Source organism: Leptolyngbya sp. DQ-M1 (genome assembly GCF_039962505.1).
Taxonomy (GTDB): Bacteria; Cyanobacteriota; Cyanobacteriia; order Leptolyngbyales; family Leptolyngbyaceae; genus Leptolyngbya.
In genome coordinates this window covers 30,655-44,951 of record NZ_JAMPLJ010000009.1, presented here as the reverse complement: position 1 = coordinate 44,951, position 14,297 = coordinate 30,655, and the positions used below count along the sequence as shown (strand labels likewise).

Annotated in this window: 22 protein-coding genes and 1 CRISPR repeat array (1 of these 23 running past the window's edge); of the genes, 15 read left to right on the top strand and 7 right to left on the bottom strand. The window is 48.5% G+C overall.

The window, feature by feature from the left end:
* Positions 1 to 256: direct repeats of the CRISPR family, unit length 37 nt; unit sequence GTTTCAGCCCTACCGCCCAGATTGCGCCGACTGCAAC (it extends 515 nt beyond the left edge of the window).
* Between the two features lie 356 nt (positions 257 to 612).
* A complete protein-coding gene (locus NC981_RS21710) occupies positions 613 to 2,190 on the bottom strand; it encodes a transposase (protein WP_348244820.1) in 1,578 nt (525 codons plus the stop codon).
* A gap of 104 nt (positions 2,191 to 2,294) precedes the next feature.
* Here NC981_RS21710 and NC981_RS21705 point away from each other — a divergent pair, with 104 nt between their 5' ends.
* From NC981_RS21705 to NC981_RS21675, 7 genes are all read left to right on the top strand, one after another.
* Complete coding sequence (locus NC981_RS21705; RefSeq protein ID WP_348244819.1) at positions 2,295 to 2,504, top strand: hypothetical protein; 210 nt, start codon at positions 2,295 to 2,297, stop codon at positions 2,502 to 2,504.
* A 12-nt stretch (positions 2,505 to 2,516) separates the two neighbouring features.
* The gene (locus NC981_RS21700; RefSeq protein ID WP_348244818.1) at positions 2,517 to 2,780 is read left to right on the top strand and encodes a hypothetical protein; all 264 of its coding nucleotides are present in this window, start codon (positions 2,517 to 2,519) and stop codon (positions 2,778 to 2,780) included.
* Positions 2,758 to 2,928 carry a hypothetical protein gene (locus NC981_RS21695; protein ID WP_348244817.1) on the top strand — a complete coding sequence of 57 codons (171 nt, stop codon included), beginning with the start codon at positions 2,758 to 2,760 and terminating at the stop codon, positions 2,926 to 2,928. Before NC981_RS21700 ends, NC981_RS21695 begins: the two co-directional genes overlap by 23 nt.
* 51 nt (positions 2,929 to 2,979) lie before the next feature.
* A complete protein-coding gene (locus NC981_RS21690) occupies positions 2,980 to 3,171 on the top strand; it encodes a hypothetical protein (RefSeq protein WP_348244816.1) in 192 nt (63 codons plus the stop codon).
* Positions 3,161 to 5,290, top strand: coding sequence for a peptidoglycan DD-metalloendopeptidase family protein (locus NC981_RS21685; protein WP_348244815.1), 2,130 nt, complete (start codon positions 3,161 to 3,163; stop codon positions 5,288 to 5,290). The genes NC981_RS21690 and NC981_RS21685 overlap by 11 nt, the downstream gene beginning before the upstream one ends.
* Positions 5,291 to 5,470: 180 nt before the next feature.
* The gene (locus tag NC981_RS21680) at positions 5,471 to 6,199 is read left to right on the top strand and encodes a hypothetical protein (protein ID WP_348244814.1); all 729 of its coding nucleotides are present in this window, start codon (positions 5,471 to 5,473) and stop codon (positions 6,197 to 6,199) included.
* A 23-nt stretch (positions 6,200 to 6,222) separates the two neighbouring features.
* The gene (locus NC981_RS21675) at positions 6,223 to 6,636 is read left to right on the top strand and encodes a type II toxin-antitoxin system PemK/MazF family toxin (protein ID WP_348244813.1); all 414 of its coding nucleotides are present in this window, start codon (positions 6,223 to 6,225) and stop codon (positions 6,634 to 6,636) included.
* Between the two features lie 139 nt (positions 6,637 to 6,775).
* Here the strand turns inward: NC981_RS21675 and NC981_RS21670 are convergent, their stop codons facing one another.
* The 6 genes from NC981_RS21670 to NC981_RS21645 all read right to left on the bottom strand — a co-directional run bounded on the left by NC981_RS21670 (position 6,776) and on the right by NC981_RS21645 (position 9,033).
* Positions 6,776 to 6,937 carry a hypothetical protein gene (locus NC981_RS21670; protein ID WP_348244812.1) on the bottom strand — a complete coding sequence of 54 codons (162 nt, stop codon included), beginning with the start codon at positions 6,935 to 6,937 and terminating at the stop codon, positions 6,776 to 6,778.
* A gap of 123 nt (positions 6,938 to 7,060) precedes the next feature.
* A complete protein-coding gene (locus NC981_RS21665) occupies positions 7,061 to 7,687 on the bottom strand; it encodes a hypothetical protein (protein ID WP_348244811.1) in 627 nt (208 codons plus the stop codon).
* 107 nt (positions 7,688 to 7,794) lie between these two features.
* Entirely contained in the window at positions 7,795 to 7,959 is a 165-nt protein-coding gene (gene rd / locus NC981_RS21660; RefSeq protein ID WP_348244810.1) for a rubredoxin, read from the bottom strand.
* 209 nt (positions 7,960 to 8,168) lie between these two features.
* Positions 8,169 to 8,333, bottom strand: coding sequence for a hypothetical protein (locus tag NC981_RS21655; RefSeq protein WP_348244809.1), 165 nt, complete (start codon positions 8,331 to 8,333; stop codon positions 8,169 to 8,171).
* Positions 8,330 to 8,785: a hypothetical protein gene (locus tag NC981_RS21650; RefSeq protein WP_348244808.1), complete on the bottom strand. Its 456-nt coding sequence runs from the start codon at positions 8,783 to 8,785 to the stop codon at positions 8,330 to 8,332. The genes NC981_RS21655 and NC981_RS21650 overlap by 4 nt, the downstream gene beginning before the upstream one ends.
* Positions 8,782 to 9,033: a hypothetical protein gene (locus tag NC981_RS21645; protein WP_348244807.1), complete on the bottom strand. Its 252-nt coding sequence runs from the start codon at positions 9,031 to 9,033 to the stop codon at positions 8,782 to 8,784. Before NC981_RS21645 ends, NC981_RS21650 begins: the two co-directional genes overlap by 4 nt.
* Before the next feature lie 724 nt (positions 9,034 to 9,757).
* Between NC981_RS21645 and NC981_RS21640 the strand changes: the two genes are divergently transcribed.
* The 8 genes from NC981_RS21640 (at position 9,758) to NC981_RS21605 (ending at position 14,295) form a co-directional block, all read left to right on the top strand.
* The gene (locus NC981_RS21640; RefSeq protein WP_348244806.1) at positions 9,758 to 10,054 is read left to right on the top strand and encodes a hypothetical protein; all 297 of its coding nucleotides are present in this window, start codon (positions 9,758 to 9,760) and stop codon (positions 10,052 to 10,054) included.
* Positions 10,047 to 10,370, top strand: a complete 324-nt coding sequence (locus NC981_RS21635; protein ID WP_348244805.1) for a hypothetical protein — start codon at positions 10,047 to 10,049, stop codon at positions 10,368 to 10,370. The genes NC981_RS21640 and NC981_RS21635 overlap by 8 nt, the downstream gene beginning before the upstream one ends.
* A 287-nt stretch (positions 10,371 to 10,657) precedes the next feature.
* Positions 10,658 to 10,855, top strand: a complete 198-nt coding sequence (locus tag NC981_RS21630; RefSeq protein ID WP_348244804.1) for a hypothetical protein — start codon at positions 10,658 to 10,660, stop codon at positions 10,853 to 10,855.
* An 85-nt stretch (positions 10,856 to 10,940) separates the two neighbouring features.
* Positions 10,941 to 11,246: a hypothetical protein gene (locus tag NC981_RS21625; RefSeq protein ID WP_348244803.1), complete on the top strand. Its 306-nt coding sequence runs from the start codon at positions 10,941 to 10,943 to the stop codon at positions 11,244 to 11,246.
* Positions 11,243 to 11,392 (top strand): hypothetical protein, encoded by a 150-nt coding sequence (locus tag NC981_RS21620; RefSeq protein WP_348244802.1) that lies wholly within the window; start codon positions 11,243 to 11,245, stop codon positions 11,390 to 11,392. Before NC981_RS21625 ends, NC981_RS21620 begins: the two co-directional genes overlap by 4 nt.
* The gene (locus tag NC981_RS21615) at positions 11,389 to 11,799 is read left to right on the top strand and encodes a hypothetical protein (RefSeq protein WP_348244801.1); all 411 of its coding nucleotides are present in this window, start codon (positions 11,389 to 11,391) and stop codon (positions 11,797 to 11,799) included. The genes NC981_RS21620 and NC981_RS21615 overlap by 4 nt, the downstream gene beginning before the upstream one ends.
* Entirely contained in the window at positions 11,796 to 12,560 is a 765-nt protein-coding gene (locus NC981_RS21610; protein WP_348244800.1) for a hypothetical protein, read from the top strand. The genes NC981_RS21615 and NC981_RS21610 overlap by 4 nt, the downstream gene beginning before the upstream one ends.
* 67 nt (positions 12,561 to 12,627) lie before the next feature.
* Positions 12,628 to 14,295 (top strand): type IV secretory system conjugative DNA transfer family protein, encoded by a 1,668-nt coding sequence (locus NC981_RS21605; RefSeq protein WP_348244799.1) that lies wholly within the window; start codon positions 12,628 to 12,630, stop codon positions 14,293 to 14,295.
* Positions 14,296 to 14,297 lie beyond the last annotated feature (2 nt).

The window sequence follows — 14,297 nt, the reverse complement described above, 5'->3', positions numbered from 1 at the left end:
CCTACCGCCCAGATTGCGCCGACTGCAACCAATGATTGAGACTGAGGAACTATAGCAGCACTATAGTGTTTCAGCCCTACCGCCCAGATTGCGCCGACTGCAACCTGGTCTCCCTTATCTCCCTTGTCGCCTTTCTCACCCTGAAGTTTCAGCCCTACCGCCCAGATTGCGCCGACTGCAACCCCCTGGCTGCCCGTCACAATTTGGGATACTCCACTTGTTTCAGCCCTACCGCCCAGATTGCGCCGACTGCAACTCCGTCCTCGCAAAACCTTGAGTAGCAAGGTTTCTAGAGCGTACTTTGGCAAAGGTCGTTTTTTGAGCAAAATTGCCAACGAAAAATCAAGGCTTTCGGAGAATCCTCGCTTCGGTTTGTCAGATTTTCGATGGTTCGGCTTTTTCTGGGGCGCTAAGTCTGAGCTGTTCCCATGTTGCGGGATATCTGCGGAAATCTTGAATCTTAGCCTTCAAGATTCTTTTCAACCTCACGGTCTCACCTTGCTCTAGCCATGCTTCGAGCCATCGCACTCCGAAGAATGCTTTTTCAGAAAAAATATCTGAATCCCGTCCAAACTACGGTACACCTATGTTAACCCGTTTACCTCATCGATCTCACAAATACGACTGGTGATTTTTCGCTGCGTTCAGATCGGCGTGTTGCTCCACAGAGAACAACTGACATCCCTCGTTCAAGCAATAGAATGCTGATTGCGTCCTACGATCGCCCTTCTGTCCACAACAATGACAGAGCTGTGAAGATGAGGGAGCCGGAGATAGTTCAAAGCGCTTCCCTGATGCCTCCATCTTCTGTTTAGTTAACTCCCGAAGCTGTCCAATGCTTCTACGCTTTAGGGACTTGTTTAGACCCCGCTTGGCGGATCGTCCATTCTTCGCATAATTTCCACGATCGTCGATCGGAGCATCTTTAAGCTGCTGAAGCATATTCTGGAGGTTTGTATCCTCCCATGCCAACTCGTCGTGCGTTCTGGTCAAACGAGTCGATAGCTTATGGTTGAAAGCTGAGATAGAGTTTCTCATTTGCTCTTGTAGTCGAGCAATACGCTTCGCGTGATACTTTTCCTTCAGTGACTCAGGCTTAAACCCCTTTGTTGAAGGCAGTTCCAACCGTTGACGGCGCTTCTCGTATAGTCTTGAGAGTTCCTTTTGATGCTTCAGAATATGCCGCTCTAGCCGCTCCCTCGTCTGTTCAGGTTTTACAAACAAATCATTACTAGAAACGACAATATTCTTAACTCCAGGGTCGATCCCCGCAATTCTGCCAGTAGGTTTCTTAGCCTTCTCTGCTACGCTCTCGCTAATGGCGATACAGGCGTAAAATCCGCTCGGCTCCTTGATGAGCGTGATGGAGTTTCCTACCTCACCTTTGAGACGCTTCACAAAATCTTTTTCAGCAATCTGGATTTTTCCAAATGTTTGAACCCCGATCGCATTTATTTCTGGGTCGTACTTCAGCTTTTGCGACTGCATGAGGGAATCCGTTTTAATATCCCGTCCCCTCCATTTGGGTTTAGAGAATTTTTTCTGTTTCACGTCTAGATAAGCTTTCCATGCCTTTGTCAGCTTCCCTTGTACTCCCACTATTCCCCCGATCCAATCAGAAGATTTAGGCGTTAATTTTGGCAGTTCTTGAGCTTCTCTCAAAGTATTGAGTAGCCCTACGTTGTCTAGGTTCTGTAGCTTCGTGAGTTCCTTGCCTGCGATGATTACAGGTTCAAACGGCTCTGGGGGAATGCGTTGCCAGTTGTTACCGCCGTTCAGTAATTTGTATCCGTTCTTCTTGCACGTCTTACCTGCTTTGTTTACGTATGTAATGGGATTATCAGGATCTCTAGCCCAGGTACGATCACAGGTTGCAATACGGCATGAAGCCCCAGAGAACGCATTAGATTCTGACAAGTAGATGGGAGTTTTGATAATGCCTTCAGTGTCAATTCCCTGCTTCTCTAGCTGCTTGTCAAGCCAGTCGTAGTATCTACGGTTATGCAGTTGAAAGGCGACTTTTAATCCCTCATTCCAGATCCAATCTGCTTCAGCACACAAGCGATCGAAGATCCTAAGCTGCTCTGGAGTCAGCAATACTTTTGTCTTAATAGTTTTGACGTTTTTGTCAGCATCCGCTTTTTTGTCAGCATCCGCTTTTTTGTCAGTCTTAATTTTATTACTAGACATATTTCAGTTCCTTTGTGCCTCTCCCACTAGGAGACCGTGGGGAGTCCCTAATCTTGTCCGACTGTGGCTGACACCCTAGAAGAGTGTACCCCTTGATTTCTCCAATGGATGACCCCAAATACCCGGAACGACTCACGATCCGGCTCACCAAAAAAGATGCGGCATTGCTGAAGTCGATCGCTCGTCAAGAGTCTACCGATATGTCGAGCCTGACTCGTCGTGGCTTGATGCTGCTGATTCGTGAGAAGGCAATGCTGAACCGGATCGCAGTCTCAGCCCATCAACGTGGCATCTCATACCCAATCGAAAACTAGGAGAAAATCCCAATGGCTAAAGCCAAATTACCCGACCCGAAACGATACCTGCTCCCCGGTGGGCAATGGATGGACTTGACCAAAGCAACCGCTTTTGTACGGCTTGAAGGCAGATATTACGCGATCGCTGATTGCATGATCTCGGCTCCGAGAACGCCGGAGGAAATCGCCGCCCACTACAGCGATCCACAGCTAGACACGATTCGCCAGCCCGAACCCGTTGAAGACGCAACAATCGAGGAATCTCAAGCATATGTCCGACCTTCAAGTTTCTGATTTCCAAGCCTCACTTGACGATTTCCAAGCCTCACTTGCCGAGTCCATAACGCGCTCATTGGGGGAGCTTGCCAAAGCCGAGCAACGCAAGCAGAAGACCAAACAAGAACGGCGAGATCGCGAGATTATCCGGGCGTTGATGCAATAACCACCTAGAGCGCTCCTAGCGGGGCGTTCCTAACTTATCTGGAGAAAAGTAATGCTTTTGAACATTGACCCCACGCGATTCCCTTTGCCCGATGGCTCCGAGATCAACTTAAGCGAGCAAAAAGCCTTTATCTATTGGGGCGGGAAGTTCTATCTAGTCCCCCGCGGCACTATCTCGATCAAGCCCTATGAGTACCAGGAAGGCGTATCGATTGAATTTGGGGAGGATACTAATGGAATTTGATGAGATGCCGCTAAGTGCCCGTATCGAAGGGATTATGCAGTTTTTCGACAAGTCTACAAGCCTGTTGGATGTGTCGATCACGATCGGGCAGCAAAACCTAAGCTCAACTTGCGCGGTTTCAATTGCAGATCCAGAAGGCGCGATCTCGGACAAGCTAATCACCCATTCTTTAGTAAACGGCGGGATTCCGATCTTAAGAGATCCAAGCCAGTCGCAGCCCATCGCAACTTCTCAAGGCTCATCGGTTGGAAGTAGCGCGACGGGTGGATCACGAGTTGCAGATACTAGCCTCCCGCCTAATCGTGCGGCGTTCCTGGATATGATTGCTTGGGCAGAAGGAACAGCCGGAGAGAACGGATACCGGACAACCTTTGGTGGGGGATTGTTCAACAGTTACAAGGATCACCCCGATCTAACAGGAGAGCTAAAGTATGGCGGCGTGAGTAATGCGTCCGGTCGCTATCAGTTTATGGCGATCGATCCCCCCACTTGGGAGAACTGTAAACGGGCGTTAAGCCTTTCTGATTTCTCCCCGATCAATCAAGATAAAGCTGCGGTCTATCTCCTCCAGCAAAGGAACGCTCTAGGAGATGTTGACGCTGGAAGGGTTGAGGCGGCGTTAGATAAAGTCTCCTACGAGTGGGCATCGCTCCCCCCTTATCGCTATCCGGGGCAAGGTACGAAGACAACGGCGGAATGCGTGGCGTACTATAACGATCGTCTCAAGCTTTACCAAGGGGGAAGCATTACCCCTACTCAAAAGTCAGACCTTAAACAAGCTCCATCGACACCAACGACCGGAAGCAACGAAACCGAGCCAGTTAAGGGCAATCGATTGATCATCCAGTGGGGGGACTCAATGTTCGAGTTCTTCCACCAATCTACGGACTACGATTTCAACGCAGGCAGGACAACGCTGTCAGGCGTAGGCATCAGATGGATTCTGAACCGTAGACCCCGTAATAAAACATTTCAGGGCAAAACCTTTCGCCAGATAGCCGAGCAAGTCGCCAAGAATCAAGGGCTTAAGCTGGACTATCAGGCGACCTATGATGTTTATTACGAGTTTGTCTCCCAAGATGGCATCAGCGACTATCAACTCCTCAAGCGGGAAGCGGAAAGAGCGGGGCTAGTCCTATCGGAAACCTCTACGACTCTCGTAGTGAAGTCACTCCAGAACCTGCAAGATACAACGCTCGTTCTTGAGTATCGACAGAATGTAATCTCGCTAGTGACAAAGGATCAAGCCGTCGATAGTACCTCCCAGGATTTTGGGACGTGGACGGCGCAAACGGTTGGATCTAAGGTTGATATCGACGCAATCACCGGGAAGATGGTACAGAGCAAGCCCGACATCGATCCAACTAAATCTAAGGACGTTACCGGAGCGGCCGCCAAACAACCCACGGGAAAACTACAGGCGGGAACGGAGCAAGCGATCGACAAGGCACAAGCTAAATGGAAGCGGGTAAGGGGATTACCTACGGTCGTCGTGATTCCCTTAAGCAACGAGTCTTTAAGTATCCAACCGATGCAGGCAGTAAGAACTAGGGGATTTACGCCCTTCCTTAATCGTGTTTGGGTAGTCGATAAGGTTGATCATTCCTATAGCGCTGCAACGACAACCCTGCAACTTTACACGGCGGTATCAGTCAAGGATGAGTCGATGAGCCTTTCTACTGGGATGCCCGTGGGGAATGTCCCAAGTCTCAACGGCTGGCAAATGCCATTAGGCGCAGGTTTCGAGGTTTCATCTGTTGTGGGCGATCCTAGACCTTACGGGAAGCACTCAGGCACAGATTTCGCTACACCCATTGGGACACCTATCTACGCAATGGCAAACGGGGTTGTGTCTCATGCAGCTTACGCAGGCGGCTATGGGAACCGGATCGACATCAAGCATCAGGGAGATGTCGTAAGTCGCTATGCACATTTAGATTCAATGGCGGTTAGGGTAGGGCAACAAGTCCAGCGAGGGGTAGAGATCGGGAAGAGTGGAGAGACGGGAATCGGGACGGGTCCACACCTGCACGTCGATCTGTTTAAGGGAGCGCGTAATCTTCAGCCAGGAGACTTAGGACTACTCGATTGCAGCCGTCGAGGGGTGTTCACTAAATAAGGTCTAACCGTCTTACTTGGGATTTGCCTTAAGCCGATTCATAAGCCTGAGTAATAGGAGGTCATCAGCTTTATCGAATGTAGTGCTTTCTTAAACTTTCGTGACTCTTGCGCTCGATGTGTCTATCATGGAATCGTGAAGCTTTCTATAGCGTTAGTTTTTTCTCCTTGAGGCAAATTTGTGAAAACTGAGACAGTAGTGCAAATCTGTGAATTCATAGAGAAGGTTAACGGGATCGAAAGCCAGCTTCAAAGTCTTTCCTCGTCTGTAGCTTCTCTAGAGCAGTGTTATGACATAGAATCCGATGAGGCTTTGGCGGCTGATGATGCTGCTAGTATACAAGTATTAGTAGATAGAGCGAAGCAGTTCACTGAAAATCATTTGTTCTATCAACTTAATCAAGTCACTGAAGTTGCATTAATCGAGATTAGAAAGTTTCATGATCTTCACCATAGGAGAAGATTTTTTCTGCCTGATGAAGTTTATGACTCTCTTCGCTTGTTCCTTTCAGTACATAAAAGAAGTTTAGCTGGACTACGTGAAGGCGTTAAAACCCTAGAAGAAATTAGCCAGTATGATGACTTCACCCAAACAAATCAGTTAGGTGAGTGGGCAGAAGGTCTAGAGCGCTTCGGTGATGCTCTTGAAGACAATATTCCCTTTTTCGATTTTGAGACTTTGGAGGCACTGTTACCCCTGCTTTACGATGTCATAAAACAGGCACGTAAAAAATCAGGCACAGTTAAGACAATCGAGAACCGAAAAGAGAGTTTTAGGGTTAGAATCCGGAGCGCTGCTGGTTTTCTTACAAGATTGATCGAGTCTTTGAGAGAGGAGTCAGAAGCAGAGGATCAGGAGATCATACAGGCGATTTCTGTAGCCAATCATCCTGCCTTCTTTGAGGATTGATTTGCGGCTGAGGAGCTATCGCCTTGTCTGATCCAGCTATTTTCTACAAGAAGGGCGATGTTGTATGCGCTCCCTTTCCGTATCAACAAGATTTTGAGCAAGAAAAATTAAGACCTGTTTTGCTTCTTGCCCCTTCTGATTCAGGTGGGTTCGTTTGTGCCTATATCACATCTAAATCACATCGGCAGAACCTAATTAAGATTCAGGTGAAAGATTTCAAAGAGGGGTACATCGATAGTTTCAATCCTTCTTATGTCAGACCTGATATTATTTATACTGCCGCTACTTCAACCATACAGAAGAAATACGGCACACTTAAGGATGAGAAAGTTGACGAAATCGTTCAGAGTTTAGTAAATCTACTCTTGAGTCCTCCAACTGTTGCACCTGTTGCACCCGCTTTTCAAAGACCTCCACGTCCTAGTAAACTTTTTTGAGATGAAAAAGCGATTTTAGCAATCACCGTCTGCTACCGATGATTCTACTAGGTTTAGACTCCTGAATCAGAATCACCCTATAATTTCGCCCTTCGAGAACGATCTCCTATAGGGGATTCTCATTTTGATAATGGAAGACCTAGAGAAAAGTCTGCTTCTTAGTGGCTCCGAGGGCATAACACCCAACGGAGAACCCAAAGACCGTCCCTAAGAATTTATTACCAATCTGACGACCCACAAGGCTACCCGCCCAAGTTGAGCCAATCAGTACGGCTACGATAAACAATGTTCTGCCGCTCATGTGTTTTCCCAACGCAACGCACTCATGATGCAGCCTAAAGCGGAATTCTCAGGGAGAACGATCGCTCGCTTCATCAAATCAAAATGTTGTGCTGAGAAGGTTCTTTAGTTTCCGCAAGCGCGGTTATTTGATTGCTCCAGTTTTTACACCGTGATATACCGCCACCTTTAAGGCATCCTCTATTAACGGTACGAGTTGAGCAAGTCTCTTTTTCAAATCTCGATTTTCATCAGCAAGATCGATAATCACATCACTGCTGATTTCTCTGGTGATTTCTTTCTGAGTATCATCTTTAAGAAAATATTTAATGTTTCTTACTCTCTCTCTCAACTCGTTTGAATCTACATCTAAATACTGCTTAATCTCCTCTAGAATCTCTGCTACTGTCTTCTCGTTTCTTCGACGTATCTGAGCTTCCGTGTAGTTGCCATCGGGATCTGGGAGTCTTTCAAGTTGTTCTGGAGTCGGCACTGAAATAAAAGCTTTACTGTCAGCATCAATGCGCCAACCGTTCCCAACGTTCATCATCTCTTTCCCGCTTGAAGTCGAGAAGCGTCTGTTCTCGACCGTGAATGAGTTGGCAAGTTTGAGAGTGATCCTTGCAGTTCTTTCTACAGCAGGTCTGTTGAGTGACCCAAGCTTTGGCTGCTCTGTATGGAACCCAGGATCAAGCGTTAGTACAACGATATCGCCTTCCTCTAGATTTGAAAGTTGTCTTGCTGATTCAGCTTTAGGATCGCCGCTTTCCATTTGTCACCGCTCCATCAGTGCGACCCAAGGATAACGCGATCATTCGTTCTTCTGCCACTGTTAGGTTTGGACTTCAGCCGGAACTGCTGCCCGACCGCAAGATCTATCTAGCCCTCCTCCAACTCAAAATCCTCTTTTGCCGCACCACAAACCGGGCAGACCCAATCCTCAGCAATATCCTCAAAAGCTGTACCTGGCGCAATCCCACTATCTGGATCTCCTACAGTGGGGTCGTAAGTGTAGCCACAGACTGTACAAGTGTATTTCTTCATAAGCTGCTCTCCTAATTATCTAGAGCCTTTATTTGTACCGAGGTCGTGCTCGCAGACACACCACCTTGAGAGGGAGGGAAGCCCTGCCCTGGGTCGGTTTATTCTGCAAAGAATAACTTACAAGCCTCCTATCTGTTCCACAAATTAATCCCCCGATACGTACTTTTGCCTGTCGGGGGATTTGCTTTTTACCCGTAGCGGTAAAAACCCTACTTTTTTCTTTTCACCTGCGTTGCTGCGTACTCTCGGATCATCTCTTCATCCAACTCATCGATCGCGCATCGGTTGGCTTGGGCGCATTCCTTCAGAAAAGCTTGGGAAGCGATCGCGAGATCAACGATAAAACTTTGGGCGGTGCTTAGGGTCTTGCTCATGCTTCGGTATCCTCAGTACAGATCTCTTCCCACTCCTCTGGATCATCTTCCCGGTCTAAGGGAACTAAAGACCTTTCGATCCACCCCTTAGCTTTTATAAGCTTGCTTATCTGATGGTCAAGCATTTCCATCTCACTTCTGACTGCTTCAAGAACTGCGAGAAGATCATTGCCATACTTTGAAAGCATTTCCGCAGTATAAGCCGCTATATCAGGCGTATCCGAGTTGAAAGGAGGAACCTGATTTTTGATTCCGTAGTTGAGGTAGGTGAGCAGTTCAGATCTTGCTTCATAAGCATTCGTCAAAAGCTTTAACTGAGCTTTGATTACTTCAGAACTCTTTCGTGGGTCTCCATTGTTGAGGTCAAGCACATATCTCGCAAGCGATAGTGCATCCTCTCCAATGTGAGAAGCTAATTCGTGCAAATAGCTAACTTCGTTGATCTCGCTCATGCTTCGGTGTCCTCTTGGTTCTGGGTGGACTTGCGATCTCCTCCATGCTGAAGCGTTGGTTCAATCTCTAAACCTTGCTGATCTTCTAAATACTTAGCCGCCAGAAAGTTAAGCAGAGATCCAATAGATCTCCGCTCCTTCTTTGCCTGCGCCCGTAACGGTTCGTATAAGTCAGGCTCGATCGTAAATGTAAACCTCTGTCCCTTTGGCATCTCTAGCGTTGGCGACCCTTCTCTACAGGCAGTCATTGTCTTTTCCTCATCAATTATTGATCATCCTCACTACTTTACAGCGTAAAGATGTCTAAGTGTTAATAAGTGACATCACTTGATCCTATAGATCTACCATTCATCAATAAAATCAAATGATGTCTAAGTGATGCATAAGTGATGTCACTTGATGTACTATTGAATTAAGCGAGGGGAGAGCCAACCCCAAGACACCCCGGAAACAGGGGGCGGCGATGAGCCTGCCAGAGACACCGGAACCCATAAGGGAACACAGAACCAAGTAAACCCAATGACCCCGTTAAGCGAGATGAGGCGGATCACTCCGATAAGTCCAGGGGCAAAGTTCAAAAGATTTCAGAGATTGTCCATCACCTGTAGATGGCGATCCTCTGGATTCTTCCAGAAATGTAAAAGCCGCCCCTGCTGCCTGATAAACATTTGGGACGGCTTAACCCCATGTATGACAGAGGTTTTCACAATGATAGTACAAATGGCAACGGTTCCAACCTGCGCCCAGTGCAGAGAGTATTGCTCTAGTTCAAATCTTTGTTTGCTCAAGGCTAGGGCTGATTTTGGCGACGATGCCAAGACTCACCCAAAGCGTAAGGCTTGCCACTTTGCATCGATTTTGCCGTTCTAAAGACGGGCTAATACAGTTCCGTTATCAACACGGAACTGTATTAAGGCTCCCTCGATACTCAGATTGACTCACTACATACTCAATCACTAAGAACTAAGAGCAATGACCACTACAGAGATCAACGCAACCGGAATGGATCAGATTTTCTCAAACTACCTCGCGATCGTCCTTGGGGAGAAGTCAGTCCCACGCAAGCGGGGAGTTAACCGCAAGCTGTTTCAAGACTCGCTCAACCTTTACGCAAGCGCAAGCGGGGCACGACCTAATGAACTACTTAAGGCGGCTCAATCAGGCGATGCCAATGCTCGGAGACTGTTGATCTCTGCGGCGGTATCGGGCTGGAGACGACAAACGGAATCAGCACTATTCACCCAATCGGAGGGGCTAATCAATGTCTGAACTGTTTACCCAGATCGCCAATTTCTACGGCGGCGATTCTTTTCTCAAGGCAAGCTTCACCGATGTTTGCTTCCTTGCTTCGAGCGTTTCGCAGTCCATTGTTTCGGGAGCGTCGATCGAGGTTAGAAGCTTCGATGGGTTTGTCTCCAGACGCAAGCAGATCCCCCAAGTCTCGCGACTAGACACGATCGTTTGTCTGGGGAGGCTTGCCTCACTCCTAGAGACAAAGCTGAAGGATGCGCCCCCGTCGGAGATTGAGGTACTAGACCGGATGCAGAGATCTCTAGCTCAAGTGGAGGGGATGACCAATGTTTAAGGTTGGCGATTTTGTCTGCTGGCGCGAGTGCCCAGGGCATTTATCGGCATTTGCTCGAGGTCAGATCCAGGAAATCCAAGGCGACAAAGCGCGGCTCCGATGGTTCGCAAGTTTCCATTTGATGACTGAGATGTCACTGGTAGAACCTACCGAGATCGAGCAACGAAAAAACGAAAGCTACCGGAAGCACTGAGGCGTAATACACAGGCGAAATTCTAATGCCTACCGGAAACCTTTCACGACTCCGGTAGGCAATCACCCACTACCAAATGAGGATTATTTCTAAGATGGAACGCTTACTTACTCGACTCTCAATTTCACTGCTAACAGGCTTCGCAATCACCGCGACATTATCTGCCTGCTCCCAAAACGCAAAACCCACGATCGCGCCTGGGACAGTCTTTACCCAAGTCGCACCGGGAAGCAGGGTCTATCGGGAAGTCAAGAATCGCCCGATGATCAAAGATTTCAACGCTAAACGATAGAACAGTCTGAAGCCGTCCTACAGCTACCCACTACCAGGACGGCTCACCCAACAAACAACGCAAATCATTTGAGGATTTTTCAATTATGCCTAAAGCCGTTGGTTACTACACGAATTGCACAGAATCCCACCACCTGATCCACGCTTTTGGAGACTCACTCGAAAGGCTCGCCGCTAACGATAAATTGGCGCTGATTACAACCCTCTCGCTCTGGCTAGCAGATGACAGTAATAACCTGACGATCCCTGATACAGCCCACTGGAATGAGATCCCAATGTCCCCCAACCTCGCTAGGGCAGCATCAATTGTTGAGGAAATCGATCCAGGTGATGCCTTGAGTTTAATTGCTGCACTCACTGAGCAGTTGCGAGATGGAGTGTACGCGAGATGAACCCAGAGCAACGATCAAACTTCATCGGGTGGGTATTAATCGCTCTAGCGCTTCTCTGGATGGCTCCAAGAGTCCCCTTAATTGGCTATGCAACGGTTAAGGCTTCAGAGCAGTTCTGGCATGAGTTTCAGGAGGCGCGCCAATGAGCCTAAACCTACCGCTCCGATGGCAAGTTCCAGCACTGGGTTTTATTCTCGTACTCACGATCGCGCCTAGTGCAATCACGCTCTACCGCCAATCGGAATCAGAGCTACAGCAGAAGACCAGCCAAGAACAGCAGCAATCAAAGCAATCGGAGGATATCAGAATCGCGTTAGACCGAGCTAAGCGCTGCATCCTGATTAACGAGCGCTACCCATTGGTGGAAGGCGCAAACGCTTACTATGACCCAACTGGGCGAATCAGTAAACGGCGTTTACCCAAGGGCACAACCCTATGCAGTCGATCAGGCTATACGGCTGAAGTTGATTATTTGGGGACGGTTAAGGGCATCAAACAAGCACCGATCGAGCAGTTAAACCAAGCACTACAACAACGAGGATTAATTCGATGAAAACGACTGGCAAATCTACACCTCAATCCCATAGCGGAAACAGCGATTTCGACGCGCAGCGCTTCAACCCTAAGACAACGAAGCACAAGCCAGAGAAGGGAGTCGGCATCGATGCAGGCGCACATCTAGGAGACGCGATCGAGGATATTGTTACTCGTTTGCTCAGCCCCTCAGTGCTGATGACTGCGGGTTATGTCGGCGCGGGGATCTGCCTAACTATCGGAATCCACGCCTACAGTCGTTTGCTAGTTCCAGCACTAGCGGGGAGCCTACCGATTCCCCTTGATTACTTCGCTGGCATGACTCTATCGATCGTCTTAGGAACTGGCTTACAACTGCTCGAAATCTTCCCCAGATTGGATTCCTACTTCCCCGGTATGGCTGAAAAGTTAGCGGTGAAGCTGAAACTCTCCCCAGTCGCACAACCCAAAGCAGATCAGAACAGTCCTAGCCTGCTCCCCCAAGCGGTTGATATGGCAAAGCGTTCATCTGAAAAGCTGTTCCAGGATATGCAAGGGGCAAGCGCTATTGCCTACGGCATTGAAACGATCGGCGCGTTGTGGGCGTTCCAAATCTTTACGGGTGGCGTTCTGAATGTCCCCGGCATCATTGGAGCAATCATCGCGATCGTAGGTTTTGAAATTTGCCTCAAGTTCTCGTCCTGGATGAAGCAGTTACGACTCACGGCGCGCCAGTCTCGGCACTATCGCGAGCATCAGCGCAGGTTGAAAGCAACCGCAGCGCAAGACCTACAGAAGTAAATCAGAACCCTAGAGATGGCTGTCTCTAGGGTTTTCTCAGTTGATCAAGTTTCAGGAGTAATCAACCATGTCTAATCTAACGCGGTACAACCAAAGTACAACCGACCGACACGCCGCCGCCCCCGATGAATCTTTGTTTGGTCATCTCGTAGAGGAGCAGGGCTGGACAGTCAAGGAAGCTTTAGAAAACCTCGCACCGATCGCAAAACAGACTTACTCACAAACGGTATCCGTCGCCAGTTCATCAAAATGGCTAGCGGCTGCAGGCGGCGTGATTGGGTTGATTGGCGGCGGGACTCTGGGACTTGTGGGAGCTTTGCCAATCGGTGCGGCTGCACTCGCGTTCTTTGCATATAAGGAAGCGAATCAGTGCATCCCCCGACGAGAAATAGAATTAAGAGCGCTGAAGCAATGCCCGACGATGTTGGATCTGATGTTTGGATGTCATCTCAAGGGCATCGAAGCAAAGAACCTGATCGCCGCTTGGGATATCTTTTTAGATTCCTATGCAGACGCGGGAAGTGCTGATGCAAATTTGATGGCGCGTGAGTACCTACGGATTCTAGATGGGTTGTGCTTCACGGTTGAGAATGACCCGCGGACTCAGAACCAACCTATCGAGCAACCTGCTAAAGCGATCGCGCCTGTCGAGAGTCGGACGAATGCACCCCAGGAGAACCAAAGCTTCACTCTCCCGATCGCGACCGCAGAATCAAAGCTGTTCGATTGGAGCTTACTAAACTCTGCCTATGATGATTTTCCCCATTTGCTTATTCTGGGAAAGACGGGCAGCGGAAAAACCTATCTAGCTGAGAAGTTGGGGCGGTTCTTGAACGGCTCTACATTGGTTATTACTCCCAAGCGGAAACCAAAAGACTTTCAAGGAATGCAGGTGATCGGACTGCCTTATGACTTCCCCACGATCGCCGCAAACATCGCAGGACTGAGCGAACTTGTTAAACAACGCGAAGCCCAGATGAACACAACGGGCGACGATAACTTTCTACCGATCAACGTGATTTTGGATGAAGTGCCGACTTTCGTTGCTGGCTGCAAGGATTTGGGTTTGGATGTCGTCAAAGATTTGAAATTCATCATCCGAGCAGGACGGACAAGCAAAGTTAGGCTGATTCTGCTTGCTCAAGGGCAAGAGGTGAAGACGTTAGGGATTGAGGGCGAAGGCTCCCTAAGAGATAACTTGAGTTATGTCTATCTCAAGGGCTTTGCTGAGGCGCAAGCAAAAGAATTGAAGCTTGATATCTCCAAATACGATCGTCCCTGTTTGATTGACGGCAAGGTTGCAGACATCTCGCAACTGGTTTCTCTAGCATCAGAAGCAACGCCCGTCGAGATTGTTGAACATAAGCCCACAGCGACAGCGCAGGACTTAGAGCGACTTTATAACGCTCCTAGCGCAGAACACGAGGTTGAGGAAAGCGCGATCGAGATTGCATCATCTCAGGGAGAGCTTAAGGCTGCATTCCCAAGTTGGAAAGCGAAGTCACTAGAGGTTGCAGCGCTCGTAATTGATTGGCTCAAGAAGAAGTCCGATGAGTCTTACCGACCCTCAGACATCAGAAGCAATATCCACAGATTGAAGAACGATCCAAGCATCCCATCGGACAGGCTTAAGAGCTTGCTCGATCTATTGGTGACTCAAGGATTTCTCCAAGAATCCGAGGGTAAATACTCGGCTGCAATCGCACAGCCCGACACGGACGATTACGACTTCTAACC

Coding starts and splice junctions, on each gene's coding strand:
- NC981_RS21710 (WP_348244820.1), bottom strand. CDS start 2,190: ATGTCTAGTAATAAAATTAAGACTGACAAAAAAGCGGATGCTGACAAA.
- NC981_RS21705 (WP_348244819.1), top strand. CDS start 2,295: ATGGATGACCCCAAATACCCGGAACGACTCACGATCCGGCTCACCAAA.
- NC981_RS21700 (WP_348244818.1), top strand. CDS start 2,517: ATGGCTAAAGCCAAATTACCCGACCCGAAACGATACCTGCTCCCCGGT.
- NC981_RS21695 (WP_348244817.1), top strand. CDS start 2,758: ATGTCCGACCTTCAAGTTTCTGATTTCCAAGCCTCACTTGACGATTTC.
- NC981_RS21690 (WP_348244816.1), top strand. CDS start 2,980: ATGCTTTTGAACATTGACCCCACGCGATTCCCTTTGCCCGATGGCTCC.
- NC981_RS21685 (WP_348244815.1), top strand. CDS start 3,161: ATGGAATTTGATGAGATGCCGCTAAGTGCCCGTATCGAAGGGATTATG.
- NC981_RS21670 (WP_348244812.1), bottom strand. CDS start 6,937: ATGAGCGGCAGAACATTGTTTATCGTAGCCGTACTGATTGGCTCAACT.
- NC981_RS21665 (WP_348244811.1), bottom strand. CDS start 7,687: ATGGAAAGCGGCGATCCTAAAGCTGAATCAGCAAGACAACTTTCAAAT.
- rd (WP_348244810.1), bottom strand. CDS start 7,959: ATGAAGAAATACACTTGTACAGTCTGTGGCTACACTTACGACCCCACT.
- NC981_RS21655 (WP_348244809.1), bottom strand. CDS start 8,333: ATGAGCAAGACCCTAAGCACCGCCCAAAGTTTTATCGTTGATCTCGCG.
- NC981_RS21650 (WP_348244808.1), bottom strand. CDS start 8,785: ATGAGCGAGATCAACGAAGTTAGCTATTTGCACGAATTAGCTTCTCAC.
- NC981_RS21645 (WP_348244807.1), bottom strand. CDS start 9,033: ATGACTGCCTGTAGAGAAGGGTCGCCAACGCTAGAGATGCCAAAGGGA.
- NC981_RS21640 (WP_348244806.1), top strand. CDS start 9,758: ATGACCACTACAGAGATCAACGCAACCGGAATGGATCAGATTTTCTCA.
- NC981_RS21635 (WP_348244805.1), top strand. CDS start 10,047: ATGTCTGAACTGTTTACCCAGATCGCCAATTTCTACGGCGGCGATTCT.
- NC981_RS21630 (WP_348244804.1), top strand. CDS start 10,658: ATGGAACGCTTACTTACTCGACTCTCAATTTCACTGCTAACAGGCTTC.
- NC981_RS21625 (WP_348244803.1), top strand. CDS start 10,941: ATGCCTAAAGCCGTTGGTTACTACACGAATTGCACAGAATCCCACCAC.
- NC981_RS21620 (WP_348244802.1), top strand. CDS start 11,243: ATGAACCCAGAGCAACGATCAAACTTCATCGGGTGGGTATTAATCGCT.
- NC981_RS21615 (WP_348244801.1), top strand. CDS start 11,389: ATGAGCCTAAACCTACCGCTCCGATGGCAAGTTCCAGCACTGGGTTTT.
- NC981_RS21610 (WP_348244800.1), top strand. CDS start 11,796: ATGAAAACGACTGGCAAATCTACACCTCAATCCCATAGCGGAAACAGC.
- NC981_RS21605 (WP_348244799.1), top strand. CDS start 12,628: ATGTCTAATCTAACGCGGTACAACCAAAGTACAACCGACCGACACGCC.